Raw genomic sequence first — 26323 nt, forward strand, 5'->3', positions numbered from 1 at the left:
GCCCTTTTGGCCAATTGTTCCAATGTATCCCTACAGCAGGCGACGGACAATCCGCAAGGAAATAGTCAAGGACAAAATCTGGACTTTTGACCAACTACAAGGCATTTTCTACGTCATTGTGCCGATTCGGATGACAGTCATCAAACTCGAATCCGAAGGCCTTCTCGTCTACGCCCCCGTCGCGCCGACTCCTGAGTGCATCCGCTTGCTAAACGAGTTAGTCGCAGAACATGGCGAGGTTAAGTATATCCTGCTGACAACGGTTTCGGGCATCGAACATAAGGTATTTGTCGGCCCCTTTGCGAGGTGTTTTCCCGAAGCGCAGGTGTTTGTCACTCCCAAGCAATGGAGTTTTCCGCTAAATTTGCCGCTGAGTTGGCTGGGTTTGCCCGGTAAACGCACCTCTGTACTGCCTTTGGATAGCAGCAACACGCCCCTTGCAGATGAATTTGATTGGGCAATCCTGGGCCCGCTGAACCTCGGTTTAGGCTTTTTTGCGGAAGTTGCGTTATTTCACAGGGAATCGCGCACGCTAATGTTAACAGATTCTGTGGTTTCGATTCCCGAAAACCCGCCCGCGATTCTCCAACTCGACTCGTACCCGCTGCTATTTCACGCCAAAGACACCGCTTTGGATGTGGTGGCAGACACCCAGGAAAATCGATGCAAAGGGTGGCAGAGAATCGCCTTATTTGCGATGTATTTTCGCCCTAGCGTGTTGGAGGTGCCGCCGTGGTCGGGGGTGTTAGCCAGCGCCCTGAAAGCGCCAGAGCGATCGAGAAAAGCTTATTTTGGATTGTATCCGTTTAAGTGGCAAACTGATTGGGTGCGATCGTTCGAGGCTTTGCGGGGAGGAGGGCGGTTGTTGGTGGCGCCGGTGTTGCAGACTCTGATTCTCAACCGCGCGCCGAGGGAAACTCTCGATTGGGTGGATAAAGTCGCGAGTTGGGACTTTGATCGGATTGTACCTTGTCACTTCGATCCCGCGATCGACTGCAAGCCCCGCGAATTTCGCCAAGCATTCTCATTTCTGGAAAAACATTCGGTTGTTAATTCTTTACCGGAAGATGATTTTAAATTGCTGAGGGATATTGATGCTGGTTTGAATAAAACTGGTTTAGTTCCGCCTGCAAAAGAGAAGGTTTAATCTGATATTTTTGACAATTCTGAATAAGCTGTTTGAGCACAAACAAGATGCCTGTTGCACTCAAAAATTCAACTATTGTGGAACGGGCATCTTGCCCGTTCCGGCTAGAAGCCCATCGCCAAGATAAAACCCTTAACAATTACTGGAAATTTATTCATTTATCTCATTAAATCATTAATCAACTCATCCACCTTCAAAAGTTCTTGAATAATTTGCTCTACCCTCTGCAATTCATTTATGGGATTGAGAACTCTAATAGTTGTTGGGGATGTAGCTGAAGTATGGACTGCAACACCTCTGTCTTCCCCAAAGGTATTCATAGTAGCCAGCCAAAAAATATTTAGATTCTCGGGATTGATTCCTATTGGCAAAAGCAACGACAGAATATTAGCTTCTTTTATTCCATGATTCTGGTCAATGATTCGCTTAAAACTATTAATAGCTAAATCTATCTTTTTGTTGATTTTGATTTTCTCATCCGGTATTTTTTTAGCTGGCTTTGTTGGACTTAGTGTATCTGGTGGTAATTCCATCATTTGACCGGAAAAGGCAAGCAAACATATCAAAGTACAGCAAGTCTTACCCTGACTGTCCCAATTATTTTTAGCATTAAGGGCTGCTTCCCAAACTCTATCCTCTAGATAAGCTTCAATTTCGGCATGAGCTAAAACTCTGTAGGCAAGAGTTAAGGCTAACTGTCTGGGGGAATAAAAATGTCCGGGCTTAATCTTAGGAATGAATTGTTTTTTTAACCTATTCAACTCCTTAGTTAGAGTACGAAATCTGACGGATTTTGGCATACTGCTTAAGAACTTACCACAACCCGTTAAAGATAATGCGGTTATCTGCGAGTTCGGGGACATAAAACTCTAAATTTAAAACCTTTCGCAAAGTTTTGCCCCACAGTGAGAGACGAGTATGAGTTTCGCGAATGCTAGTTGTTCTTTTCTCAACAGCGTCTCTGAATTCGCTATCAGGGGACGAACATAACTCTTTAAAAGCATTTTCTACTCGCTCCTTATTATTCTTAGCAGCTTGTCCTATCTCGGGATATGAAAAATAAAAAACCATTACATCTAAAATAGCTCGATTCATTTTTTTGCGGTAAGTATTAGAAGTGTTAGACCATACGCGAAATATATTTTCTTCTCCAAATATTGCAATGGTTATTTGCACCGCGTTCTCAAATTCGCTAACTGTATCTTCGATCTCGATTTTTCGTTCGTCCCAATCATTGTTGAGTTTTTCGCAGGTCATGTCCAGGAATTTTTTAAGATTCCCGCGATAATCGGATAAAAAATAATATAAGGCTACATACCGCAGCAACAATTCGACATCGCGCATCCGAGGATCGGGATTTTTTGATTTAAGTATTGTTCTTAAAGCCTGATTTTTAATTGATGCGTCGTCTAAAAAATTGACAAAATCTCCGGGATGCAATGCTTGCCTCAATTCTTGGGGAGATAGCGGAGTATTCTCTAAATTCAGGCGTAAAAAAACTTTGTATAGTAAACTTTCTGTACGCCAGTTTCTAATCAATGTAGTCCGAATAGTTTGAGTGTCGAGTACATTAAGTACGGGACTCAACACAACATCGTTTTTTATATCCTTATAGGTATAACCATTGAGATCGGGTCTAAATTCTAAGTTTACCAAAGCAAAACTATCATTAGGAGTTTCGCTCATTCCATAAAATTGCAGGATGGCAAGCAAGCGTTGCTTGCCATCAAGAACTATAAAATTTCCGCGCCTCTTTTCAGGAGAAGCTAAAACTATTTCTGGAATGGGAAATCCTAGAAAAATTGATTCGATAAACCTACTTTTGCGAGTTATATCCCAAGCATCTCGTCTTTGAAATCTTGGATTGAGTTGAATGTTTTCCCGCATAATTAGATCGAGGATGCTGGTTGTTGTCCAATCAGTGCTACCTACAATGATTTCTGAAATTTCTTTTAATATCGATTGTGGCTTTTCATTAGATTCCAGCTCATCATCTAAATATTCATCTTCTTTATCAAAGATTACTTCTTCTGGTTTTTCCAAGAGTTTTTGTTTGGGCATGACTTTACTCTACTTGTGAGTTTAATTTCGATAGACTATGTATTACCTAAGTATAGCAGAAGTCAAAAGACTGAAGTTGACTCTCGACCGAGAGCGAGAGAGTTTTCTTCCCAACTCATCAATTTTGGAACTTCCACAGCGTATTAAACTATTGTCTATTGGTGCGTCGCTGTTAGATTTTTCATTTTTATTTGGGGATGAGGGATAGCGACGCACCCTACGAATACTGAGGACTGAAGTCCTCACTACAAAGCTGACTGCACTAAATCACGATTTTTTTAACTTAAACTCATCAAACTTAACCACTTCCGAGTCCGGTTTCCGCGTATCAAAATAATAGCTACTAACCGTACCATTCCCCGTATCAAATACACTAAAAGCCGTAATATCATTGCTATCAATATACGGCAATGCCAGCCCATCTTTCCCCAACAAAGGTGCAACTGTTGGCATCACAGGTTCCAATCCGTTCGGATCTCCAATCGCGCTGTAATCCTCCCGATATCCAGGCGGCACAAATCGGCGCTTTCTCCCCGCAAACGCCCCGTAACTGTTGCCCACATTAGAAGTCTCTAAAAAGTGCATTCCGCTGGTACTCACAAACCGATTCCACAAATGCGAATGTCCGTACAAAACTAACTGCACGCCCGCCGTTTCTAGCAGCGGCATCACATCCCGAATCAGATAATCTTGCTGTTTCGGATATTCATAACGCACCATCTTAATCTCGCCGTCCAAAGTGCGATCGACTATTTGCACAGGGTCAGTATAAGCAGGTACAATATTGTCACCCAGAGAATGCGGTGGATGGTGAAACATCACAATTTTATATTTAGCTTGCTGAAATTTCGCACTATATAACTCTTGTTCCAACCAAGAATATTGAGCGCTACCTTTGGCAATTGGCTCAAAAATATGCTGTCCGTATCCCCATTTTTCGGGACGATCAAAATCTTCGTCCCGTTCCCGATACCTGCCTCTCGCCCCCGGATCTAAATTGGGAGTCCGCCAGATATTCGTAACATACAAAGTCACTAACCGCACGTCTCCAAACGTCACAGCATAATAATTTTTGTCACTAGGTAAACTGAAAATCTCGTTGTAAGTATCACTATTAAAACTATTGTTTTTTAACAAAACATCTTTATCTTTCATCCCATATTTCTGAGTGAGGTATGGATATATTTTTTCCACAGCAGCGCGGGGAAAAGGGTCATTAAACTGGTCGTTGAGACTGCTGCTAGTTGAAAACCTACCCATAATCTCATGGTTCCCAATCGTCGGAAATATAGGCGCGTGTTGGATCAGTTCGCCACCGCTGTACACGGTTTTGATGCCCTTTTGGTCGATTTCGGAGAAGGCGCGGCCTTGCAAACCGGGGAAAAAAGCGCGGCCTCGGTCGTCGTCGAACCATTCGGAAGCGCGATCGGCTATATTAATTAAATCACCAGCCATGAAAACTGCATCAACTTTATCAATTGTTTGTGCTACTTTCTGGAGATTAGCCGCTGTCATCGGCATCAATTGATGATCGGAAGTAAATAGGATTTTTAGCCCAATTCCCGCTGCTGGTGTCGGAGAAAGGCTGAAAACTTTGCTGCTAACAGATTCACCATCTTTCGTTTCGCTAGTCACTAGATAAGGAATGCGAACACCGGGCATTAAATTAGTAATTTCTGCTTCGTGGCGCCAGATGTGGCGGACAATTGGATTGTTATCAATTATGCCCTGTTTCATTTCATCGGAGATGTGCGAGTCTTTGTCTTCCCGAACCCGGCTTAGCTTGGTAGTATTTGCAGTCGCAATTTTACTCAAGTTTTCGCCGTAAGCAACAATGTTCCGAGTCCCGGAAAATTCGGTAAACCAAACAACTCGCACCGAGTTAGTTGTTGGAAGTTGCAGAAACGGATCGGTTAAAAGTTTTGGTTTGTTGAGGAAAGATTGCATAATCAAACCTAGGAATAGGACAATCAAAATCAAAACAGCAAAAAACCACAGGTTGCGAGAAGAACCTTGGGGTATTTCTAATTTATCGGGCAATGGTGTTAACATAAGTTATTGTCAGTAGTCTCTAGGGGAAAGTTCAACAGTAAAATATAACTCCCAACCCCAATATATATAAACCCGCCCCCGGTTTGAATTTTAGACTACCAAAGTTATCAAAAAGTTAAGAAATTCTGAGAATATCTCAGATATCACAAACCGGGTGCATCTGACTTTTGAAGAGGGCGAAGCATGACCGCAGATAAGTTATTAGTTATAATCTCATATTGAATGCGGTCATGCTTCGCCCCTACACATATATTTGCCAAACATGAGATGCACCCCACAAACCTCAACTATTAATCTCAAATATAGCGGTTCTCGGAAAGATGAGGTATTCACCAATTCATTAACAATTACAAAATCCCCCAATCCCCAATCCCCCCAATCTAAAATCTAAAATCGAATGACTCACCACCTTCTCAAGGCTAACTGCAAAACCGTACACTTAGGCGGTTTCTCTCCCAAGCTAGAACCTGCTTTAACTGTCGATTCGGGCGATCGCATCGATATCGAAACCTATTCAGGATATTATGTTGCTGACAAGGCCCCGCCGGAATTTTTGACGCCGGAATTTTTAGATATCTGTCAGAATTTACCTGACAACCGCAAAGTCGGCCCGGGCCCGCACTTGCTAACAGGCCCGATTTATGTTAATGAGGCTGAACCCGGAGACGTTTTAGAAATTCACATCGAGGAAGTTTACCCAAGTTTACCAGTAGGATTCAATGCAATTCGCGCTGGTTGGGGAGTTTTACCTGAATATTTTCCTGACCCTAAATTGCGGTTTATTCCCCTAGATTTAGAACAAAAGATTGCGGAATTTCCGGCAAATAGCGGCGTCCAGATTCCGCTGCATCCATTCTTCGGAATTATCGGTGTTGCAGATTTTGAAATCAACCGTTCTTCTATTCCTCCACAACGCTACGGCGGCAATATGGACAATCAGGAATTGCAAGCAGGAACGCGGTTATTTTTACCTATTGCGGTGCGTGGCGGTTTGCTGTCAATCGGCGACGGACATTCGGCACAGGGAGATGGCGAAGTTAATGGTACGGCGATTGAAACTTCGATGAATGGGACTATTCAAATCATCTTGCGTAAGGATTTATTTTATATATTTCCGTTTGCGGAAACTCCTACTCATATTGTAGTTATGGGTTTTGGTCAAACATTAGATGATGCGTTTGATATGGCGGTAAAACAGACTGTTAATTGGCTACAAAAATATGCAGGTTTTCAAGAAGAAGATGCCTATGTTTTCTGTTCCCTCGCCGCCAATTTTCGGATTACTCAGGCTGTCAATAATCCCCGCAAAGGAGTTCACGGAATGATACCTAAGTCGATTTTGCCCAATGTGCAAATTATCGATCGCTAGCCGTGATGTGGTATGATAACAGCCGATCGCCAAAACAACCTCGATCGCGATCGCACAAATTACCCAAATTTATCACTGCGGTTCGTCGATCGCGATCGCACCAGCGTTCAAAATTTAGCTTAAGATTAGGATAGGTTGCAAATTCTATCTAAATGGGTTCCATGAAAAACCAGACTGACGATTCTGCAAAACAAGATTTAGTCGATCGGGCTTTTGGAAGTCCAGCCATCCCAGATCCGACAGCGTGGGTGGATGAACATTATTTTCTGGCTAATTTTGCCAATACTCTCGCCCACCTCCAAGAAAATTTATCTGATGAGAGTTGCGAAATCGCCGAGAGTGCTGAGTCTGGCGAGGCGAGATTGTCGCTCGATGCTAAAATTAGAGATATATTGAAAGCTAATTTTAGCGATGACTGTTGGCAGTATGTCGAAAGTTTGTTGTGAGTTCGGTAATATTAATAAATATTTGTAGGTTGATAAATTTTGAGTGTCAATTAAGCTGTTGCAGATTTAAATTGTCTATTTCAACCGATGATTGAAAATCATTAAATTGTCTCCCGTCTTCGCTTCGGACATTCCTTGATAAATTGTAACTTTTTATACTTTAGGTTGGTCGAAAATTAGGGTTGATAGGAATTGCGATCGATCGCAAAAACTCAGCACTTTCTTCGGGTAAAGCAGTATTGATAAACATCCCGCTACCCAACTCAAACCCAGCCTGCTTCGACACTCTGGGAATAATGGCGATATACCAGTGGAAGTATTTTGTTGCTTGTTCCGCCGTTGGTACCGATCGAATACTATAGTTGTAATCTGGATTGTTCAATCCGTAATAAAGCTGAGCGAGTACAGTTTTCAAAGTATCAGCCAGATCCGTAATTTCCGCATCAGTAATATCATCAAACGAAGATGAATGTCGGCGCGGAAAAACCCAGATATGAAACGGTGAAAGTGCAGCGTAAGGAATAAAAGCCACGAAATATTTGCTCTCAAAAATTACTCTTTCACCTGCCGCTAATTCATCTTCCAAAGTCCTGCAAAATAGACATTCTCCCGTATCATCAAAATAGCGAACTGCTGCATCGATGCGGCTGCGAAATTGGCTGGGGACAACGGGCGTCGCTGCTATCTGCGAGTGAGGGTGTTCAAGAGAAGTTCCGGCACTTTCCCCGTGATTTTTGAAGATCACAATTGTTTCAACGTGGGGATATTTTCTAATTTCTAAATAGCGGTGACGGTAGACTAAAAGTATGTCAGTTACTTCTTCAACGGTCAACAAAGCAGTCGTCAAATCGTGTCGCGGGTGTTCGACAATTACTTCGTGAAAGCCGATTCCCGACATCATGCGGTGAATTCCCGATGATATCCTGATCCGTTCTGCTGTCGGCGACAGGGCGGGATATTTGTTGCCAATCGCGCGGACTTTCCATCCCGTGCGATCGCCCAAACGGCAAGTTTCTAAGGTGCCATCTTCTTCGTTACCCACGCAAAACGGGCAGTCTGGGCGGTGTGAGGGTAGGAATGCGGGTATTTTTTTTGTGTTGGCGAATTGGTCAGGTCTTTTTGCGCGATCGGTGGCGATGATTACCCAATCTCTGGTAATTAGATTTTGTCTAAGTTCAGACATTTTCTTACCTTTTGTTGCAGGGTTGAGCCGTTTCTTATGGTAAGATAGGAGTTTGCCTGATGTCACTGCTAATTGTAATTTTTTAACAAATCTTGACTTCAATGTGTCTGTAAATCTGCTTGTATCAGAGCGTCAAATTCAAAAGAAATTCAAACACGCTGCCGATTTTGGTGTTTCAGGCAATTACAATTTGCAGACAGCAGCAGCATTTGCGGCAGCTATTCAAACTCATGTCCAGAAACAGGGAGTGCAGGAGATTGAGGGTACTTATCGCAGGCAACCTGTAAAGCACTACTTTGACCCTGCGACTAATTTAAATGTTATAGTGGACGCAGGAGACAATTTTATTAGCGGCTGGAAACTGAATTCTGCCCAAATTGCTGAATTAAGTGCGACTGGAGATATTGGAGGTGGATAAATATGGATAAGTACATCAAGTTATTAGAAGAGTTTGCAGGCAGTAAAATCAGCGCTGATGAGTTTGAACAGCGGTTTCTACAATTGTTTAAGAGTGACAATAACCTCCAGCCGGGGAGAGAATTTAAGATTTTAGACAAATTGTTTACCGATGTTGATGCTTATTGCAGCGACCCGGATTTGATTGAAGACCCTCGATTTGATATTGGTGAGGTTCAATTGCGAGTATCGGCCCAGGAGACGCTGGATAAGTTACTGAAGTTAACAACAGTTTTAACAAGTGAGAAATAAGAATCAAAACCATCTGCTTGCATCAGTGGTTAAAATTTCTCACCAAGCCATTCCCTCCCCCTCGCTAACAACTCATCCAAACTTTCCACCGGCCAAAACCGCACCTTTCCATCCTGCGAACCAGTTATTAAAAACTTCCCGTCCCGACTAAAACAAATACTATAACTGTGTCGCCGCGAGTTCTGCATCCTTGACAAACGGAATCGTTTGTGCTACTTATTTATCAGAACTAAATGCAGAAGCAGCTAAATATAGCAAAGCTTGTCAGGAAAATTTGTCTATGCCTCTGTAGCACTCTGTACCAATTAATTTAATAGGTCTAAGGTGGTTAAATGCAATTTAATAGTAATTGGTCGTCACCATACAAGTTTATACCCGGCAAGGATAATTTAGATATTATCGACACTTGGGGGTGCAAAGGAAAATTAGGGATTTATCTAATTCGCGATGAATCGGATCGACAAAATCTCTATGCGGGACAAGCTACTCAACAAGATATTGCAACACGGCTGCGACAAGAGATCAAATCCAGTCACAACCAATCTTTGAAGGATTACTTGTTGGTTGACCAACATACTGTTACCGTGCGTTGGGCTGAATGTAGCAATCCGATTATGGCAGAAAATCTTGCTATTATTGGTTGTGAACCGTCGTTTAACCGCCGAATGTCGCCCTGGAAAGGCACTGATATACCGTCAAAAGATGAGTATTTACGTGAAGCCACAAGGCTTGGTATATTCACATCTGAAGAAAGGTCTTTGGATAATTTGACAAGATATTTAATCAACGATATCCAGACTAATCCTCATCTTTGGGAACGCAAACCAAATCCTAGTCGAGAAAGAAATACTTATCGGGAGAGATTCTAATGGAAACTTTGAAGATTTTTTGTAAGTGGTGGTTGATACTCTCCATAGTTACGACTTATGCAATAGTCTATCTGGCCATGTTTGTCTTCAGTTTTTTATCCGCAGACTTCAGTAGCAATGTGGGATTGTGGGGCGAGTTCTTTCCAACTAAAGAACGCGAAGCACGGGACGAATTACATGAGAGAAAAATGCAGAAGAATATGAATTTTATTGATAAATTTTTCCTCGCTTTTTATCGATGGGCGAAAAGCTTGTAGCTAAGGAATGAGAATTAAATAACTTACACAAGTTTGTGGGGTATCGGGCTCGCCCTTTTTGGACGGCGAGGCATCCCACAATAACAATTAAAACTGTAAGTTATTTAATTCGCGATCCTAAGTCTTCCAGTATCCTTTGATCGGCACAAATTCACTGCTATTCAACTCTAAACAACCAATTGATATCGTCAAACTTCTATGATTAAAGTTCTTGGCCCAAAAGACAAGTCTCCCCGTCCAGATAAATATCGAGATTACATGGATTATCGGGGGGTTGCTGAAGAGGAGGAAGTGAAACAATTATCTCAGGGTGCGGTCAGTTTAGGGCGTTATTTGCACCCTAACAATCGCCAAGGACAGGAATTGTTTTTATCTGCTGATATACTGAAACGCCACTGTGCTGTTATTGGGAAAACTGGGGCTGGAAAAACAGAGGGTGTGATTGTACCTTGGGCGATCGGGTTAATGAAAAATGGGCACAGCGTGGTGACAGTAGATGTTGTTGGCAACCTCACCAATCGTCTCAGTAATGAAGCGAAAAGATTGGGCTGCCGGGTTTGGTATTGGGATCATGGCGATCCCACTTCTTCTGATTCTTGGAATTGGTTAGATGCGATTCAATTATCAGATGATAGGAGCATAGAATCTGCTATTACTAGCATACTACGATCTCCTCCTAATCCTGGCGATCCAAACAGGTTTTTCTACGATCGCGATGTGATGTGGTTGCGGGCTTTGATTCCGATTGTCAAAATAGTCTATTCATATAACGCAAAACCGAGTCATCTGCTTCGCTTGATTGCCTTTCAAGATGAACTCCGCAATGTATTTCGCCAATATCCTCAAGTTCATAAATATCAGATCAAGCTAGCTGCATTTTTTACATTTAGTGTTGAAGAACACTCAAAAGCTGTTCAAGGTTTATTAAATGCTTTAAATGTCTTTGATGATTCTGCTGTAATGCAAGTAACGGAACGCAGTGATTTTGCACTGTCTGATATTGACAGTCGCCCGACATTGCTAGTCATCCGTCATTACATGGGCAATCCAAAATCGTCACAACTCACTAGCTTAATGCTCGATCAACTTTTTGGTCATGTGTACAATCGTAATGCCGGAAAAGCATCTAAGAAAATTCCCCTAAATTTTATCATAGACGAAGCTCCCCAACTTAAAGAGCACATTAAGTACGAAGAAGTGCTCGCAGTCGCTCGTAATGCTAATGTTGGTATCTGTTTGGCGGCCCAAGATGTGACTCAATTTGGAGATGAACGCAAGACAGCAGAAATTTTGAGTAACTGCAATACTTTAATTACGACTAAAGGGGTTTCTCCACAGGTTGCAGAGTATCTGTCCAAGCAGATGGGAAAGCGACGTGAACAGCAAGTCAGAATTAATCAGCAACGGACTTTGGCTGATGATTTTCGAGATATAGATAGCGGTAAGTCTTTTTTTGGGGTTGTATTAGACAGTATGTTTTCTTCCGGTACGGGAGTTGATACGGTGGAAGTTCCTGTGTTGGGCGATCGAGAAATTATGCACCCTCCTGTGGGGCATTATCCGGCAGTTGTGTTAGCTTCACCTGTTACCAGTAAACCTTTTATGGTTGAGTTGGACACGGCTTTGAGAAAGATATAGCTTTATAAAATCACTGGAATGATTGTATTATAGAGGGCATTAAAACAGCATTGCTTTCTCCCAACCTATTAAAATTATAGCATGATAATCGTGGTCGCCATTGTCATTATCAATAGTTTAGCTATTACTGAAGTTTTCTAATGCTATATACTGATTTTTGATACCACTCTGTATTCCCCTCTTTCTGATAGATTTCTGCGGCTTGATTGTAATCTTCAATGGCTCCGTTTTTATCTCCTAAATCAGATCTAGCAAGACCCCGGTTGTAGTAGGCATTAGCAAATTTAGGATTAAGTTTAATCGCTTGATTGTAATCCTCAATAGCTCCCTTTTTATCTCCTAAATCAGATCTAGCAATACCTCGATTTCCGTAGGCTTGAGCTAATTTAGAATTAAGTTTAATCGCTTGATCATAATCCTCAATGGCTCCTTTTTTATCTCCTAAATCAGATCTAGCAATACCCCGATTATTGTAAGCATTAGCCAATTTAGGATTAAGTTTAATCGCTTGATTGTAATCCTCAATAGCTCCCTTTTTATCTCCTGATTCATAGCTAGCCCAACCCCGATTATCGTAAGCAATAGCCAATTTAGGATTAAGTTTAATCGCTTGATTGTAATCCTCAATAGCTCCCTTCTTATCTCCTGATTTATAGCTAGCCCAACCCCGATTATTGTAAGCAATAGCCAATTTAGGATTAAGTTTAATCGCTTGATTGAAATCCTCAATGGCTCCATTTTTATCTCCCGAATTGTAGCGGACATGACCCCGATTGCTGTAAGCATCAGCTAATTTAGGATTAAGTTTAATGGCTTGATTACAATCCTCAATTGCTCCATTTTTATCTCCTAAATCATAACGAACAAGACACCGATTACTGTAACCATCCGCACTGTTTGAATCAAGCTTAATGGCTTTAATATGATCCGTAATGTGTTTTTGTCTATCCTTTAATTCTGGATCTTGGTGAGGATAAAATAGAAAAAAACTGACAGAAAGAACCGCAGATATTCCACCTAAAGTCAATGCTTTATCAAAGAATTTTCTAGTTGCCAGAGGAGGGGTCTTGTATGTAGGTGTAGGTGTAGGTGTAGCAGCCAGAGTCGGCGAAGGCGGAGGATTGTATATAGGTGTAGGTGTAGGCCGAACAGGAGTCGCGTATGTAGTAGGTGCCGGCGAACTGACAGGTTTAGGTTTGCTAGCAGACCACAAAGGGATTTGGACAGGAATATTAGATTGTATCCCAGCCCTTGGCGGAAACGCATCGAGTCCTAATCGTTTTTTCCTCTCACACCAAGGACAATCCCTCAAATGTCCCCCATACCGATGCTCAGAATTCACCCTACAACTCACTAAATCTTTTTCTGCTGCTTCTTCTAATGCCTTCACCCAAGTCCGCGCATCAGGCCGCGCTTGGGGGTTATTGTGCCCATCCTCAAAACAGCGTACAAACAACTGCCGCAGCGTCGGATGCAACACATCAAACCTTACTGCAATTTGTGCAGGGCGATAAGGCACTGTCTTGGTTCCGTGGGGAAAATGCCCTGCTAAAATCCGTTTCTCCGTTGGTGGTGGGTCCCCAGTTCCTTGATAAACTCCAGCAAAAGGGTGCGTCCCTTCCATCAACAACTGAAAAATTAACACCCCTAACCCAAATAAATCATGTTCCGGCGTGCGGTCATAATCTGCAAATGTCTTACGCTGAAGTTCCGGGGGTGTATACTCCGGTTTCCCCACCCGACAGCGATAAACTTTACCATGTTGGAAATCACGAACCTGAAAGGAATCCGTATCTACCAGCGTTACTATCGCTGTGTCATAAACCAAGATATTCGACTCATTCACATCGCCAATGACATACTGTTTCGCGTGTAAAGCACTCATCGCGGCTGCAAAGTTTCGCGCCGTCTGGTGCAAGTATTTATAATTGAAACCGAGATTTTTCTCACTGCGAGTTTTAGGGCTGTAGTAATCGTGGATGGGTCGCACTTGCTGCATCGGCACTCGCGGCATAAGGAAGCCCATGATTTGCTCACTACCATCGATAGAAAGTAGTAAATCAACCGGCCAAGCAATCGAGACACACCCGTGATCTTTTTTTACTGAGTCATCAGGGGGGTTAGCGAGCATTAGTTGGAGTTTGTCACTATCAATATCTTTTAGCTTTTCGGCGTGATAAATTTTCATCACCAGTGACGGATCTCGACGGTATGGGTGAATTGCCCCTTCACCACCACGAGCTATCTCAGGCCCCAGATCAATCAGTTCTCCATTAGACTGACGCTTGACTTGCATACTAATCCCCACCACAACCCTCTACAATCCTAACATTTTTTTTACTTCTGCTAACGGCACAGAAGGTCGATCTGCATCTTCCTGTTTGGCCGCCCTCAAATCCATCAAATCTTCCATATCAGCAATGAATGCTTGCAGTGTTGCAAATTCTTCGTAAGGTATCACTGCAAATTCTTTTTTACCGTTTTTGGTAATAAACTGAGGATGTAACGGAATCATCGATATTTCCTCCGGTTTTGGACGCACCCCGACCAAAGAAACCGGGTTTTTACTGAGTCTACGATGTTCTAACAAAGTTTTTTCGTAAAAAACCTGGTTTCTGGAATCCCATGCTTAAGTCCAGTTTTCGATGTTTGACGCGGTGAATTACCGAAACATCTTCCTTAATTTAAAATAAAGTTCGGCTTTGTACATCCGCTGAAAAAGATTTTAAATATGGGATGCTTTTGACTTAAACGCAACTTGACAAGTCGTCAAACAGAACCCCATCCTTTAGGCGGTTCTAGGGGAACTTGTTCATCTAATTTAGAATGAGATACTCTGCTCATACTAACGGATAGCCATTGGAACATCTCCGCAAAATTTAACCCTTGTAACTTCACAGGTGTGCGCTCGATTAGAATTTGACTGAGGCGGGGCATATCAACCCCTTCCACACCCACACCAAAGAAAGCAACTCTTTTATTTATTTCCTCGTCCCGAATCCGTTGGGCTGCCCGATCGACAACTTCATTATCACTGGGTGAACCATCTGTAATCATAAATACCCAAGGGCGGTAATAAAAGATTCCATTTGCCTTATACGACGCTTTTCGCGCTTGAAGAATGTCTAAAGCTTTATTAATTCCCTCTCCCATGTAGGTGGCTCCTCCTACTTTTAGGGTTGGTGGCTCAAAGTTATCGGCAGTTACAAAATCCTGAACCACCTTTACCTCACTCTCAAAGGTAACAATCGCTACTTCAACGCGCTTCTTGGTTAAGTCATCTTTATTCAGCTCGTCTCTGAAGATGCGTAATCCATCATTTAAGGCTTTAATGGGTGCGCCGCTCATAGAGCCGGAAACGTCTAGCAACAGGATACAGGGACAGCGCGGCTCTGGATTGTCTGCCAATCCTACGGCGTCGTCCTCAAGAAGTCTTCGGGATTCAGACATGGTTTTAGGATAAGGGTAAATATCATATTACAGAATATTATATATCAAGCTACACTTCCCAGGTGTCAGTAAACAAGACTTCAGTTGCCAAAATCTGTCAAAACGGTTCTGTCCCAAACCATCATGCCAACTGCAACTGCACATTCTGCAACTTGCAAATCGCTTTCAAGACTTGCGCCAACAAGAGCGATCGCTCTGTATCAATCAAATTCAATTCTGGTAAAATTTGATAAGTGCAAGGATTCCCCCGCGTCACCCGCACAAACCGATAACTTTCCCCATTCGTTGTCAATCCCCAAACAGACGATTGCTGTTGCAAACTTTTATAAGTATAAGTCAGCAATTGTGGCAAACCGGCTAAAGGGGCGATCGCACTATTTTTCGCCTCCACCACCAAAATCCAAAACTGTGCCGCCCCTATCTCCGCATCCGGCTGATTTACGGCTAAAATATCCAACCGCCCCTTAATTAAAGTATCCCCATCCTCAACCTCGATCGGTATGCTATCTTCCATTGTCAGCACGATCGGAATATCAAAAAATCCTGCTAATCTCATCAAAGGTGAAAGCACTAAAAATTTCACCATTTTTGCAGAAATTTTCCTTGCTTCTAGATGACGCCAAAAGACATTTCTGATTTGCAATAATTCCTGCTGTTCAAAATCTGTCAGAGGTTCCAGAGAGAAAAAATCAGTAAAAGAGCCTTCTGTTTGTCTTTCCAGCTTGAGAAGGCGACGAACGTCATTTAACGAAAGTTGGCTTGCTTCTAAATTTTGGGTCATGGTTTTTGTGCGATCGACTCTTCCATTCAACTATATTATAAGGGCATTCCCAGAGGAGTGAAGCCTGTTTTATTTATTTTTATTAACGTCAAAAAACAACTAAAACATTTTCTGTTCAACTGATATAATATTATCAACCGTTATCCTAGCCACCAAGTTATGCAACTAGAAGACTACTTCAACTTCCTAAGACCAGATGATATTCGGCTCAAAGGTTCTCGAATCGGCATCGAAACTATTCTTTACGAATACCTGTTTCGCGCTCGAACTCCCGAAGAAATTGCTAATATTTATACATCCCTCACCCTCGAACAAGTTTATGCGACAATTTTGTACTACCTGCACAACAAAGAAGCAGTCGGTAAGTACATAACCGAATGGTTGGAATGGGGCGAGAGAATGCAAGAAGAACAACGTTGCAACCCTTCTCCAGTGACAGAAAAACTCCGCAAATTTAAAGCAGAAAGAGATGCAAGGAGAAAGGCTGATGCCAATTCAGTATCTGTTTGATGAAAATTTGGCGATTGGTAATTGGTAATTGGTAATTGGTAATAAGCGCCAACATTTACACAAGTATTCAAAGTCTTAAGGAAAATAAACATACTTTTGCCCCAACTTATGCAAACAATAGTTACAAAGACTAACCGAAATTAAAACTAACAGCGATGTCACAAGATACCATCGAATCAATACTCCAAGAAAAACGCCTATTTCAGCCGCCTGCTGAATTCTCCGAAAAAGCTCACATCAAAAGCCTAGAAGAATACCGCGCCCTCTACGAAAAAGCCAAAGCCGACCCCCAAGCATTCTGGGCCGAACTCGCTACCCAAGAATTAGACTGGTTTCAAAACTGGGATACCGTGCTCGACTGGCAGCCGCCCTTTGCTAAATGGTTTGTCAATGGCAAAATTAACATTTCTTACAATTGTCTCGATCGCCATTTAACTACCTGGCGCAAAAACAAAGCCGCCCTGATTTGGGAAGGCGAACCGGGCGACTCCCGCACCCTGACTTACGCCCAACTCCACCGCGAAGTCTGCCAAATGGCCAACGTCATCAAAGAATTGGGTGTCCAAAAGGGCGATCGCGTCGGCATTTATATGCCCATGATTCCCGAAGCTGCGATCGCCATGTTAGCCTGTGCCAGAATCGGTGCAGTACACAGCGTCGTCTTTGGCGGATTTAGTGCAGAAGCTTTGCGCGATCGCCTCAACGACGGCCAAGCAAAACTCGTCATCACCGCAGACGGAGGCTTCCGCAAAGACGCAGCAGTCGGCCTCAAAGTACAAGTAGACAAAGCCCTCGCCAACAACGCTGCACCCAGTGTTACCAACGTTCTCGTCGTCCAGCGTACCAAACAAGAAGTGCAAATGGAACCAGGGCGCGATCGCTGGTGGCACGAATTGCAAAAAAACGCCTCCGCAGATTGTCCCGCCGAACCGATGGATAGCGAAGATATGCTATTCATTCTCTACACTTCAGGAAGTACCGGCAAACCGAAAGGAGTCGTCCACACCACAGGCGGCTACAACCTTTACACCCACATGACAACCAAGTGGATATTCGACCTCCAAGACACCGATATCTACTGGTGCACCGCCGACGTAGGTTGGATTACAGGGCACAGTTACATAGTCTACGGCCCCCTTTCCAACGGTGCAACAACTGTCATGTACGAAGGTGCTCCGCGCGCATCGAATCCCGGTTGTTTTTGGGATGTAATCGAAAAATACGGCGTCACTGTTTTCTACACCGCACCAACAGCAATTCGCACCTTTATGAAGATGGGCGAAGAGTTGCCGAATGCCAGAGATTTATCATCTTTACGATTGTTAGGAACCGTCGGCGAACCGATCAATCCTGAAGCTTGGATGTGGTATCAGCGCGTAATTGGCAACTCGAATTGTCCGATAGTCGATACTTGGTGGCAAACAGAAACCGGGGGAATTATGATTACCGCTTTGCCCGGTGCAATCCCCACAAAACCCGGTTCTGCAACCCTTCCGTTCCCCGGAATTGTTGCCGATATCGTTGACCAAGATGGCGAACCAGTAACTAATCAAAGCGGCGGTTATTTAGTAGTCAAACATCCTTGGCCGGGAATGATGCGTACACTTTACAACGATCCCGATCGCTTCCGCCGCACTTATTGGGAATATTTGCACCCAAAAGATGGCCAATTCGTGTACTTTGCGGGGGACGGCGCGCACAAAGATAAAGACGGTTATTTCTGGGTAATGGGCCGCGTTGACGACGTGATTAATGTCGCCGGACACCGACTCGGTACGATGGAAGTTGAATCGGCTTTGGTGTCTCATCCAGCGGTGGCGGAAGCTGCGGTTGTGGGGAAACCGGATGAGATTAAGGGTGAGGAAATTGTGGCGTTTGTGACGTTGCAAAATACTCAGCAGCCTAGTGATGAATTGATTAAGGAATTGAAGCAGCACGTTGTGAAGGAAATTGGGGCGATCGCCCGTCCCGGCGAAATTCGATTTACCGATGCTTTGCCGAAAACTCGCAGCGGAAAGATTATGCGGCGTTTGCTGCGTTCTTTAGCTGCTGGTTTGGAGGTGACAGGGGATACTTCTACTTTGGAAGATCGGACGGTGTTGGATAAGTTGCGGGCTGATTCCTAGGGGTATTTTGTAACCGCAGATGAAGACTGATATAATTACATTTGTGTTCATCTGCGGTTTAATTGTTAATTCGCTTATTTACCTCGCCACAAATGAACGGCATCGCTGTTAATTTCCGACCTTACTTGCAGCCAATCTTCTAGCAAGTAGTCATCATCGACTGCTTCTGAATGCTGTTCGTCTTTGAGAATTGCTAAGACGTGAACTCCAGACGGATAGTTGACATGACGGATTTCTGGGTCATATCCTAAGTCTTGAATTTTTGCTAAAATGCGATCGACTGCACCAGCAACAGTTAAATCGACGGCCAGAATAATTTGACCGAGTTTAGCACCAGGTTTTACACACTCCAAAACAGCCATTATTCTTTCTCCTTGTAGTTGCAACGGTACACTTGAGGGCGATTTTCGACTTTTCGGGGTTGAGTTACAGATTCTAATTCAACCCGGTAGCGATCGGCTCGTTTTTGGCACTCCTGTTTCGCTTGGTTGGGGTTATCCGCTAAAATCGGCTCATCCCAACGTTCTGGTTCTTTTTCTGGATCTTGAATCATAATTAAATTGCTCCTTTGTTGGACGTTCAACTTCGGGGAAGTCGTCTTGGCATGGTGCGGTAACATTGTGCCAAGGCGCATTTCTCTGCTATTATTGTACTGCATTTTTCAGTATAATTGCAGTATGAGTAAAAACGTTAAAGTTCTAACCATCCGACTCCCTGAAGTAGAAATGCTTCGGCTAGAAGCTTATTGCGCGAACAGCGGTAGAACAAAAACCGATGTGATTCGCGAACAGATTAGGAATTTAAAAGTTGAAGATAACTCGCTTTACCCCGATTGATCGCCTTGGTTGATTTACGCGCGATCGCCCGTCCCGGCGAAATTCGATTTACCGATGCTTTGCCGAAAACTCGCAGCGGAAAGATTATGCGGCGTTTGTTGCGTTCTTTGGCCGCTGGAGAAGAGGTTTCTGGGGATACTTCGACCTTGGAAGATCGGACAGTTTTGGATAAGTTGCGAGCTGATTCTTAGGGGTATTTTGTAACCGCAGATGAACGCAGATGAACACAAATGAACGCAGATGTGTTTTGATCTGCGTTCATCTGCCTTTATCTGCGGTTGTATATAATTTTAGATCGACCGCCAGCATAATTTGACCAGTTTTTACACCGGGTTTTACATACTCTAGAACAGCCATTACTCTTTCTCCTGGTAGTTGCAACGGTACATTTATTGCATTCAGCAGCAAACTCATGTACAATTAACCCAATATGTGAATCAAATCTCAAGTTTAACAGGGTGCGAAATATGGCAACTAGAATTCCGAACCTGCAAATAACTCAAGTAGTTGATGGCGATACTGTCAAAGTTGCTCTCAACGGCAAAACCGAGTCTCTGCGGCTGATTTGCGTCGATACAGAAGAAAGTTACTCTAACACTTCAAAGCCTGTAACTGCCGCAGGGAAAGCAGCTTCGGAAATGGCTAAACAATACTTCGCTACAGCAAATGGTGGGCTTGCTAAAATTGACATTGAATTTGATACAGACGATCCGGTTGAAATTGCTCTAGAAAAACACCGTGACAACTACGGGCGCCTCTTATGTTACGTACATAAAGATGGAGAAAATTACAATCTAAAACTGATTAAAGAAGGCTGGAGTCCCTACTTTATGAAATACGGGCGATCGAGATTGTATCACCGACAAATGACCGAGGCAGAATCGGCAGCCAAAGCTTACAATCTGATGATTTGGGATCCGATTACCAATGCCAAGATTCCCTCTCGCAACTATGCTAATTTGCTGCCTTGGTGGTCGATGCGAGGCTCGATTGTTGAAGAGTTTCGATTGTCGGAAGCAAGGGACGGAGCACTTTCTGTGAGATTGCACTACCCAAAAATTTTAGCAGCTTCCGAGAAAGCTAAATCTATTACTATTTTCTGCGACTTGCAGGCAGGAATTAATAAATGGATCGGCGGCAATGCCCTGATTTATGCAGGTTCAGTTTATCATAAATTAGATTTGTGGATACCCGATGCCGAAACTTATGAAATGGCTCCTTTGAAGCGGTTGATTGAAAAGCGTTATGCAGGTCAAGGACGCGGTTACGTGTATATCAGCGGCAAGGTTGAACAGTACAAAAGCAAGCCTCAAATAATTTTGAAGAATATCAAACAGTTTTCTGACTTTCCCCCAGAAAGTTGAATTAAAAATGAAGTTAATTAAGCAAATAGAGAGCAATCCTCAGAAAGCATCGCCCTCTCTTCGGCCACGATCTTCTCTTTTTCCGATATCTGCGGTATTTATTGCTGCATTGAAGGAGTATTAAAAAATCGACATCCCAAGGGATTGCTGCGTACAGTTCGATTTTCCGGAGCCGCCGCCGTCGCACTAGGTTGAACGGTTACGGTATTAGTCTCTGAAACCACAAAAGATTTAGAAGTGCTAATAGTTTTTGAGCGATCGCCAGTAGAAGTGTTAGCACCATTCTGCTGGTTAGTGGTTGTTATATTCTTATCTCCCGTTAAATTTATATTTGATTCAACAGCCGTTTGTGCTTGACAAGGACAGGCTGTCAGAGCCGAAATTGCTACCAAGCCCAGAGCCAAAAAATAGCCATTTGATTTAATCATGTTTTTCTAAATCCTAACTTCAGGAACTATCGAAGATATGTTAAGATATTAATTGAATTTAAAAATAATTCCTAGAGTGTTTGTGCGGATCTTTTTTTTACAAGTAATTCAGTATTTTTATCTACAAAATAAAGATTGAATGACGATATTAGTCCCAAAAATGTGAAGTTTTAGTAAAGCTCATGTGTTTGTACTTAGAAAAAAGATTAAGACATCTTCCTCGGCGTTTTAATCCGCGTCAGAAAGCGAAAACTGATTGAGGTTCAAAACTTGTATTTGTTGCAATAATTCGGGATTCCCGCAAAAAAGTTTAAGTCCTGGCGCGAGCTGACTGATAACTAATATTAATTATTTTAAAATAACCGTTATAAGTTTATAGTGAGGACTTTAGTCGTCTGACTTTTATGAGGACTGAAGTCCCCACTACAAACAAAATCAAAAAGAGAACGAAGTTCTCAAGACACCCACCGTAATCGGATCGCTATTGCGAGTGTGATCTGGTCGAAAAATCACCATTACTCCTGGAGTAACGCTGATATTATCGCTCACCTGCCAGCGGTAGAACATCTCTACATGAGTAGTCGTTCCCGGTTGGCCGCCTTTGCGCCCTAAACCCGTATCTAAAAAATCGGGAATATTGTTGCCTGTCGGTAAATTACTGCTAACAATTTTAGGAGGTTGCCCGATATAAATCCCCCCCAAATTTCCAGTGCCAAATAAATCTGGAAAATTCACAAACACCATATAATTTGTAGTTGCCACACTCCCAGATTTACCCGGAATCCGAGAATTAGTATAACCAGCCCAACCTCCCAAGGAAATACGCGAAGAAACCCGCCAATTTACAGTTGCTCCCACAGCATTCGTTTGGAGGGATGCTGATTTGCTGGTACTGGGATTAACAGCAGTTAATTGACTGTCTCCCGCCAGACCAAGCAAATTGCCGTTAGGCGAATAGTCGTTGACATAATAAACAGTAATATCTAGTGGATCGGCGGGAGTGAGAGTTAATTGCAATCCCAGTGCATTGTGTCCGCTAGGCCCGTTAGAACTGACAAAAAAGCCGGGAACCGTAGTAGAATAAACAGCTTGCAAACTCGCTCTTTTGGCAAATTGCCAGTCAATTCCCGCGCCGCCTTGACCGAGACCGATGTTCAAAATAGGGTTTCTTTGAGCGAAGGTTGAAATCGGGCCAGAAGCGGCGCTTTCAGCTCGATTCGGTCCTCGGAAACCGCTAATCATGTTAACTCCTGCTGTCCCTCCAATTACTGCTAATTTATCGCCTACCAGAAAGCGATAGTTAAGATCGCTGAGGGTAAGGGCAGAATTTTCGCCAAAATCGTAAGCAAGGTTTACGTCTTCGGTTAATTGCGGTGATGTCTTTCCTCTCTGATTTAAAAGACCGATGAATAAGTTACTGCGGGGAGTGAATTGAGCCGTTAAATATAACTGACTTAAAGCGATAGTGTTGATATTTGTGCCGGGGTCTTTCGTATCTCTTTTGCCATCTCTAGGAGCGCGATCGGCACGGTTGGGACTGCGACCTTGTATTCCCACAATTGTCAATCCTGATAGCTTGACTGTCGGCGAAAATTGATTGGCTTCTACTTCTGTTATTCGCGCTTCTAATAAGTCGGTGCGCCCTCGCAGTACGGCGATATCGGCTGCAAATTCTTCTTGCAGTTTTTGAATTTTTACCAAGTCTTCTTGCTTGACTCTGTTTTCATTGCCTGTGTCAATTAATTCTCTAATTTTATCTAAACAAGCATTGACTCCGGCTGCAAATTCATAGCGGGTTAAAGCGCGGTTGCCACGAAAGGTACTGTCGGGATATCCAGCTATACAACCGTATCTCTCTACTAAGGATTGCAGTGCTTGAAATGCCCAATCAGTGGGTTTTACATCGCTGAGTTGAGAGACAGATGTAACTTGTTCTGTGCTTTCCTCTGAGATTGGTTCACTCTGGTTTTCAATAGTTGTTGGAGATTCAAGTAAACTGGCATCGGCTGGGAGATTTTGATTGGCTGATTGAGGATTTTCGACTAATATTTTCTGGAGTGAGTCAACTGCAATTTCGGTAGGGGCTGGTTCAGCAAGAGTTGCAGGAGTAGGGGAAGACTGGGGTAAGCTGGGTGTGGATGGTGGGATAGACCGATCGACAAATTGCTGATTTTCCGGTAAGATTGTCTCCGGTGCCTCAACTGCAATTACGGAAATTGCAGTTGGGGTGCGTTGAGCCTGGTTTTCAATCGCAGCGGGAGATTCGGGTAAACTTGGTTGTGCTAATGCTGGAAGGCTAAATAGTCCTTGCAATCCCCATCCGAGGATTAAGCCTGTGAGAATTTGTCGGTTTGGGCGATCGTCTTTTTGATTGAGATTTTGCATTTTCAGTTGTTATACTTGGTGCTTGTTGATTGAAGATATGTGAAAACGAGACGACCCGATCAAAAATGACGCTATGAAATTAAAGATATTAGTAGTGAACTGCGCCGGAGAAACCTGAAAATCTCTGCCGAAGTGTAGTTAATGTAGCTAACATTAAATACCTGCTACTTGTCGCCAAAAATAACTCACAATCTCGTCATATTTGGGTGTTTTAGCATTCCTAATTAGATCGATCACATTGGCATTAATCTGATTGATTTGATGGAAAATTACGATATAGTCATCAATATGCTGTTAATGTGATAACTGATACCAGTTTAAAAAATAATGTAACAGTCGTCAAGCTCCAAACCAGATAAAATAAGTTATTTCCAACTTTTGCATCTAAAATCACCTGACTTTTTGTGGCAACTGAATCGCCAGTGTGTTGATAGTTGTTTTACTATTGCGCAGGGATAGATACCCCGCCAGCCCACATCAGCAAATATTTGCAACACAAACGGAACAATCAAGACTGCTCTCGGGGATAGGGTACTGAATTTTAGCGCCTCGGATTTTTCTCTAACTAAGTATTCTTACGGTTGACAAAGCAAATTAATTATGTTTTTTTTATAACGCTAAATCACTTCATACTATAATGGTATTATCAAAAATCTGTAGCTGCCCATAGCTGCGGCATCCATCCAAACTCCAGAGATTTAAAAGCTATGTGCCAATTACTGGGAATGAACTGCAATGTTCCAACAGATATTTGCTTCTCTTTTGAAGGTTTTTCTGCAAGAGGTGGTCGAACAGACATTCATCAAGACGGTTGGGGAATTGCTTTTTTTGAAGGCTTGGGATGTCGCCTGTTTATAGACTCAAAACCTGCGGTTGCTTCTCCGCTTGCTGAAGTAGTGCGTCGCTATCCCATTCACTCAACTAACGTCATTGCTCATATTCGTAAAGCTACTCAAGGGGAAATTGCTCTAGAAAACTGTCACCCTTTTATTCGGGAACTTTGGGGGCGGTATTGGGTATTTGCCCACAATGGAAATCTGGAAAACTTTAATCCTGAAAGTGCCGGGATTTACAAACCAGTCGGCAAGACTGATAGCGAAAAAGCTTTTTGTTTAATATTAGAAAAGCTGCGAGAAAGTTTTCCTCACAATAAACCTACTGTGACGGAAATTTACGTGGTTCTCAACGAAATTACTAAAAATCTTGCCGTTCAAGGAATTTTCAACTATTTACTTTCTGATGGAGAACACTTGTTTGCACACTGTTCTACTAATCTGCATTATATTGTGCGACAAGCACCTTTTGCCAGCGCGCACTCGATCGATGAAGATGTAACTGTGGATTTCCGGGAATTGACCAAAGAGGACGATCGCGTCGCGGTGATTGCCACTTTCCCGCTCACTGATAACGAAGTCTGGACGCAAATAGAACCGGGAAAATTGCTGGTATTTCAGGATGGTTTGCCTGTTATTTGAAAGCCGAATTAAAAAAAAATTAATGAAATTAAACCTTGTTGCATATTAGCTTTCCAAGTGTATACTTTGACTTTATATGGTTCCAAAATTATTAATTCATATTCAACTAATGCTCTTTGAGGACTCTAGGAAAATCGATTTTATTTCAGACAGCAATTCGCTGAGATAGTATAGCCTATTGATTTTTATATGAATTCTCACACAGCACCAAAGTTACATTAAGCTGTTCGACATTCAAACTGCACTATTTGTAGCTCAGACCCCATGCTGTAAGAGGTTCAAGCAATAAATTTAAATGACTAACAGCTTAAACATCTGTAACGAGGAAGGTTATGTAGGGCTTGCTGAATAAGCCTAAAAGCCTTACCTGAAAAGACTTTGACTCGCGATCGGCGCGGATAAAGTGTAAGACTATGAGCTAAAATTAGTCAAAAGCCATGCACAGCATCACTTTCGTTCATGTACCGAAAACTTGACTAGGGCCCCAAAAGCACCGTCCAACTTTGACCTTAACGATCGCGTGACAATTATCAGAGAATAATCGTTGGGTAATCATGGCAAAAATAATTCCGTGGTCAGAATTTGAAGTAGAATATGCCAAAAATTTCACCTGCTCAACGGGAGCCCCTGCCAAATCGTTTCGTATCGCCTTAGGGGCATTAATAATCAAAGAAAGATTAGGAACTAGCGATGCCGAAACAGTAGAACAAATAAGAGAAAACCCATACCTACAATACTTCCTAGGTCTGAGTGGCTATAGTAATGCTAGACCATTCGACTCATCCATGCTCGTTTATTTTCGGCAAAGAATAGGTGTCAATCTAGTCAATAAAATCAACGAAAAAATGGTCAAAGAGCAGACCGAAGTGCCAGGAGAGCTGGTTGAAAAAAAGTCATCAGAAATAAGTGAATCCAAAAATCAAGGAAAATTAATATTAGATGCAACCTGCGCGCCAGCCGACCTTAAATATCCGACCGACTTAGGACTATTAAATCAAGCAAGAGAGAATACTGAAAAAATCATAGATGCTCTACACAATCAAATTAAGTCACCTGTAAAAAAACCGAGGACATATCGAAACAGAGCCAGGAAAGAATACCTAGCCATAGCAAAATAACGAAAACCACGACGATAATCCAATACGGTTTACTTAAGGGTTGGGAGGCTTGAAAATATTAAAAATAGGAGGATTAGTTTTTATTCCAGTACCTCTGTGCTTGACTTTTTTGGATTTAAA

General features: G+C 42.7%; 26 protein-coding genes and 1 pseudogene. 14 read left to right on the plus strand and 13 right to left on the minus strand.

What is annotated here, in order from left to right; genetic code table 11:
* Nucleotides 1-22 precede the first annotated feature (22 nt).
* The gene (locus JGK11_RS19830) at nucleotides 23-1147 is read left to right on the plus strand and encodes a DUF4336 domain-containing protein (protein WP_325315522.1); all 1125 of its coding nucleotides are present in this window, start codon (nucleotides 23-25) and stop codon (nucleotides 1145-1147) included.
* A 158-nt stretch (nucleotides 1148-1305) separates the two neighbouring features.
* On the opposite strand, the gene JGK11_RS19835 is transcribed toward JGK11_RS19830, so the two are convergent.
* The 3 genes from JGK11_RS19835 to JGK11_RS19845 form a co-directional block, all read right to left on the minus strand.
* The gene (locus tag JGK11_RS19835) at nucleotides 1306-1947 is read right to left on the minus strand and encodes a HEPN domain-containing protein (RefSeq protein WP_293212566.1); all 642 of its coding nucleotides are present in this window, start codon (nucleotides 1945-1947) and stop codon (nucleotides 1306-1308) included.
* A 13-nt stretch (nucleotides 1948-1960) separates the two neighbouring features.
* On the minus strand, nucleotides 1961-3208 hold the full coding sequence (locus tag JGK11_RS19840) for a DUF262 domain-containing protein (RefSeq protein ID WP_293212568.1): 1248 nt from the start codon (nucleotides 3206-3208) through the stop codon (nucleotides 1961-1963).
* Between the two features lie 267 nt (nucleotides 3209-3475).
* On the minus strand, nucleotides 3476-5260 hold the full coding sequence (locus tag JGK11_RS19845; protein ID WP_293212570.1) for a metallophosphoesterase family protein: 1785 nt from the start codon (nucleotides 5258-5260) through the stop codon (nucleotides 3476-3478).
* A gap of 397 nt (nucleotides 5261-5657) precedes the next feature.
* Between JGK11_RS19845 and JGK11_RS19850 the strand changes: the two genes are divergently transcribed.
* Complete coding sequence (locus JGK11_RS19850) at nucleotides 5658-6629, plus strand: acetamidase/formamidase family protein (RefSeq protein WP_293212572.1); 972 nt, start codon at nucleotides 5658-5660, stop codon at nucleotides 6627-6629.
* Between the two features lie 161 nt (nucleotides 6630-6790).
* Nucleotides 6791-7075: a hypothetical protein gene (locus JGK11_RS19855; protein WP_293184022.1), complete on the plus strand. Its 285-nt coding sequence runs from the start codon at nucleotides 6791-6793 to the stop codon at nucleotides 7073-7075.
* Between the two features lie 160 nt (nucleotides 7076-7235).
* Here JGK11_RS19855 and galT read toward each other — a convergent pair whose 3' ends face one another.
* The gene (gene galT, locus JGK11_RS19860; protein WP_293212574.1) at nucleotides 7236-8258 is read right to left on the minus strand and encodes a galactose-1-phosphate uridylyltransferase; all 1023 of its coding nucleotides are present in this window, start codon (nucleotides 8256-8258) and stop codon (nucleotides 7236-7238) included.
* Between the two features lie 103 nt (nucleotides 8259-8361).
* On the opposite strand from galT, the gene JGK11_RS19865 reads away from it, so the two are divergent.
* Both JGK11_RS19865 and JGK11_RS19870 read left to right on the plus strand, forming a co-directional pair.
* Entirely contained in the window at nucleotides 8362-8676 is a 315-nt protein-coding gene (locus JGK11_RS19865) for a colicin D domain-containing protein (RefSeq protein ID WP_293184017.1), read from the plus strand.
* A gap of 2 nt (nucleotides 8677-8678) precedes the next feature.
* Nucleotides 8679-8966, plus strand: a complete 288-nt coding sequence (locus JGK11_RS19870) for a colicin immunity domain-containing protein (RefSeq protein WP_293184014.1) — start codon at nucleotides 8679-8681, stop codon at nucleotides 8964-8966.
* 29 nt (nucleotides 8967-8995) lie between these two features.
* Here JGK11_RS19870 and JGK11_RS32925 read toward each other — a convergent pair whose 3' ends face one another.
* Nucleotides 8996-9154, minus strand: coding sequence for a WD40 repeat domain-containing protein (locus JGK11_RS32925; RefSeq protein ID WP_366053901.1), 159 nt, complete (start codon nucleotides 9152-9154; stop codon nucleotides 8996-8998).
* A gap of 144 nt (nucleotides 9155-9298) precedes the next feature.
* Between JGK11_RS32925 and JGK11_RS19875 the strand changes: the two genes are divergently transcribed.
* Together JGK11_RS19875 and JGK11_RS19880 are read left to right on the plus strand one after the other, a co-directional pair.
* Nucleotides 9299-9835, plus strand: coding sequence for a hypothetical protein (locus JGK11_RS19875; protein ID WP_293184012.1), 537 nt, complete (start codon nucleotides 9299-9301; stop codon nucleotides 9833-9835).
* 455 nt (nucleotides 9836-10290) lie between these two features.
* A complete protein-coding gene (locus JGK11_RS19880) occupies nucleotides 10291-11730 on the plus strand; it encodes a type IV secretory system conjugative DNA transfer family protein (protein ID WP_293184009.1) in 1440 nt (479 codons plus the stop codon).
* Nucleotides 11731-11854: 124 nt separating this feature from the next.
* Here the strand turns inward: JGK11_RS19880 and JGK11_RS19885 are convergent, their stop codons facing one another.
* The 4 genes from JGK11_RS19885 to JGK11_RS19900 all read right to left on the minus strand — a co-directional run bounded on the left by JGK11_RS19885 (nucleotide 11855) and on the right by JGK11_RS19900 (nucleotide 15961).
* A complete protein-coding gene (locus JGK11_RS19885; protein ID WP_293184006.1) occupies nucleotides 11855-14026 on the minus strand; it encodes a tetratricopeptide repeat protein in 2172 nt (723 codons plus the stop codon).
* A 21-nt stretch (nucleotides 14027-14047) separates the two neighbouring features.
* Nucleotides 14048-14245: a type II toxin-antitoxin system prevent-host-death family antitoxin gene (locus JGK11_RS19890; protein ID WP_293184004.1), complete on the minus strand. Its 198-nt coding sequence runs from the start codon at nucleotides 14243-14245 to the stop codon at nucleotides 14048-14050.
* A 254-nt stretch (nucleotides 14246-14499) separates the two neighbouring features.
* Complete coding sequence (locus tag JGK11_RS19895; protein ID WP_293184001.1) at nucleotides 14500-15180, minus strand: VWA domain-containing protein; 681 nt, start codon at nucleotides 15178-15180, stop codon at nucleotides 14500-14502.
* Between the two features lie 121 nt (nucleotides 15181-15301).
* The gene (locus JGK11_RS19900; RefSeq protein ID WP_293183998.1) at nucleotides 15302-15961 is read right to left on the minus strand and encodes a restriction endonuclease subunit R; all 660 of its coding nucleotides are present in this window, start codon (nucleotides 15959-15961) and stop codon (nucleotides 15302-15304) included.
* Nucleotides 15962-16120: 159 nt separating this feature from the next.
* On the opposite strand from JGK11_RS19900, the gene JGK11_RS19905 reads away from it, so the two are divergent.
* Nucleotides 16121-16471: a DUF433 domain-containing protein gene (locus tag JGK11_RS19905; protein WP_293183995.1), complete on the plus strand. Its 351-nt coding sequence runs from the start codon at nucleotides 16121-16123 to the stop codon at nucleotides 16469-16471.
* A 155-nt stretch (nucleotides 16472-16626) separates the two neighbouring features.
* The gene (gene acs, locus JGK11_RS19910; RefSeq protein WP_293212576.1) at nucleotides 16627-18597 is read left to right on the plus strand and encodes an acetate--CoA ligase; all 1971 of its coding nucleotides are present in this window, start codon (nucleotides 16627-16629) and stop codon (nucleotides 18595-18597) included.
* A gap of 74 nt (nucleotides 18598-18671) precedes the next feature.
* Here the strand turns inward: acs and JGK11_RS19915 are convergent, their stop codons facing one another.
* Together JGK11_RS19915 and JGK11_RS19920 are read right to left on the minus strand one after the other, a co-directional pair.
* The gene (locus tag JGK11_RS19915; protein ID WP_293183990.1) at nucleotides 18672-18959 is read right to left on the minus strand and encodes a hypothetical protein; all 288 of its coding nucleotides are present in this window, start codon (nucleotides 18957-18959) and stop codon (nucleotides 18672-18674) included.
* Nucleotides 18959-19255, minus strand: coding sequence for a hypothetical protein (locus JGK11_RS19920; RefSeq protein WP_293183989.1), 297 nt, complete (start codon nucleotides 19253-19255; stop codon nucleotides 18959-18961). The genes JGK11_RS19915 and JGK11_RS19920 overlap by 1 nt, the downstream gene beginning before the upstream one ends.
* Nucleotides 19256-19274: 19 nt before the next feature.
* Between JGK11_RS19920 and JGK11_RS19925 the strand changes: the two genes are divergently transcribed.
* From JGK11_RS19925 to JGK11_RS19935, 3 genes are all read left to right on the plus strand, one after another.
* Entirely contained in the window at nucleotides 19275-19433 is a 159-nt protein-coding gene (locus tag JGK11_RS19925; protein WP_293183987.1) for a hypothetical protein, read from the plus strand.
* A gap of 5 nt (nucleotides 19434-19438) precedes the next feature.
* On the plus strand, nucleotides 19439-19624 hold the full coding sequence (locus JGK11_RS19930) for a hypothetical protein (RefSeq protein ID WP_293183985.1): 186 nt from the start codon (nucleotides 19439-19441) through the stop codon (nucleotides 19622-19624).
* A gap of 276 nt (nucleotides 19625-19900) precedes the next feature.
* Complete coding sequence (locus tag JGK11_RS19935) at nucleotides 19901-20797, plus strand: thermonuclease family protein (protein ID WP_293183982.1); 897 nt, start codon at nucleotides 19901-19903, stop codon at nucleotides 20795-20797.
* Between the two features lie 98 nt (nucleotides 20798-20895).
* Here JGK11_RS19935 and JGK11_RS19940 read toward each other — a convergent pair whose 3' ends face one another.
* Together JGK11_RS19940 and JGK11_RS19945 are read right to left on the minus strand one after the other, a co-directional pair.
* On the minus strand, nucleotides 20896-21225 hold the full coding sequence (locus JGK11_RS19940; protein WP_293183980.1) for a hypothetical protein: 330 nt from the start codon (nucleotides 21223-21225) through the stop codon (nucleotides 20896-20898).
* Nucleotides 21226-21660: 435 nt separating this feature from the next.
* Nucleotides 21661-23610, minus strand: a complete 1950-nt coding sequence (locus JGK11_RS19945) for an iron uptake porin (RefSeq protein WP_293183978.1) — start codon at nucleotides 23608-23610, stop codon at nucleotides 21661-21663.
* 707 nt (nucleotides 23611-24317) lie between these two features.
* Between JGK11_RS19945 and JGK11_RS19950 the strand changes: the two genes are divergently transcribed.
* Both JGK11_RS19950 and JGK11_RS19955 read left to right on the plus strand, forming a co-directional pair.
* Nucleotides 24318-25085: a class II glutamine amidotransferase gene (locus JGK11_RS19950; RefSeq protein ID WP_293183975.1), complete on the plus strand. Its 768-nt coding sequence runs from the start codon at nucleotides 24318-24320 to the stop codon at nucleotides 25083-25085.
* Between the two features lie 524 nt (nucleotides 25086-25609).
* Nucleotides 25610-26200 (plus strand): annotated as a pseudogene (locus JGK11_RS19955) (transposase); the annotation flags it as partial.
* Nucleotides 26201-26323: the final 123 nt, after the last annotated feature.

It is taken from the genome of Microcoleus sp. PH2017_34_RAT_O_A, from assembly GCF_020737885.1.
Taxonomy (GTDB): domain Bacteria; phylum Cyanobacteriota; class Cyanobacteriia; order Cyanobacteriales; family Microcoleaceae; genus Microcoleus.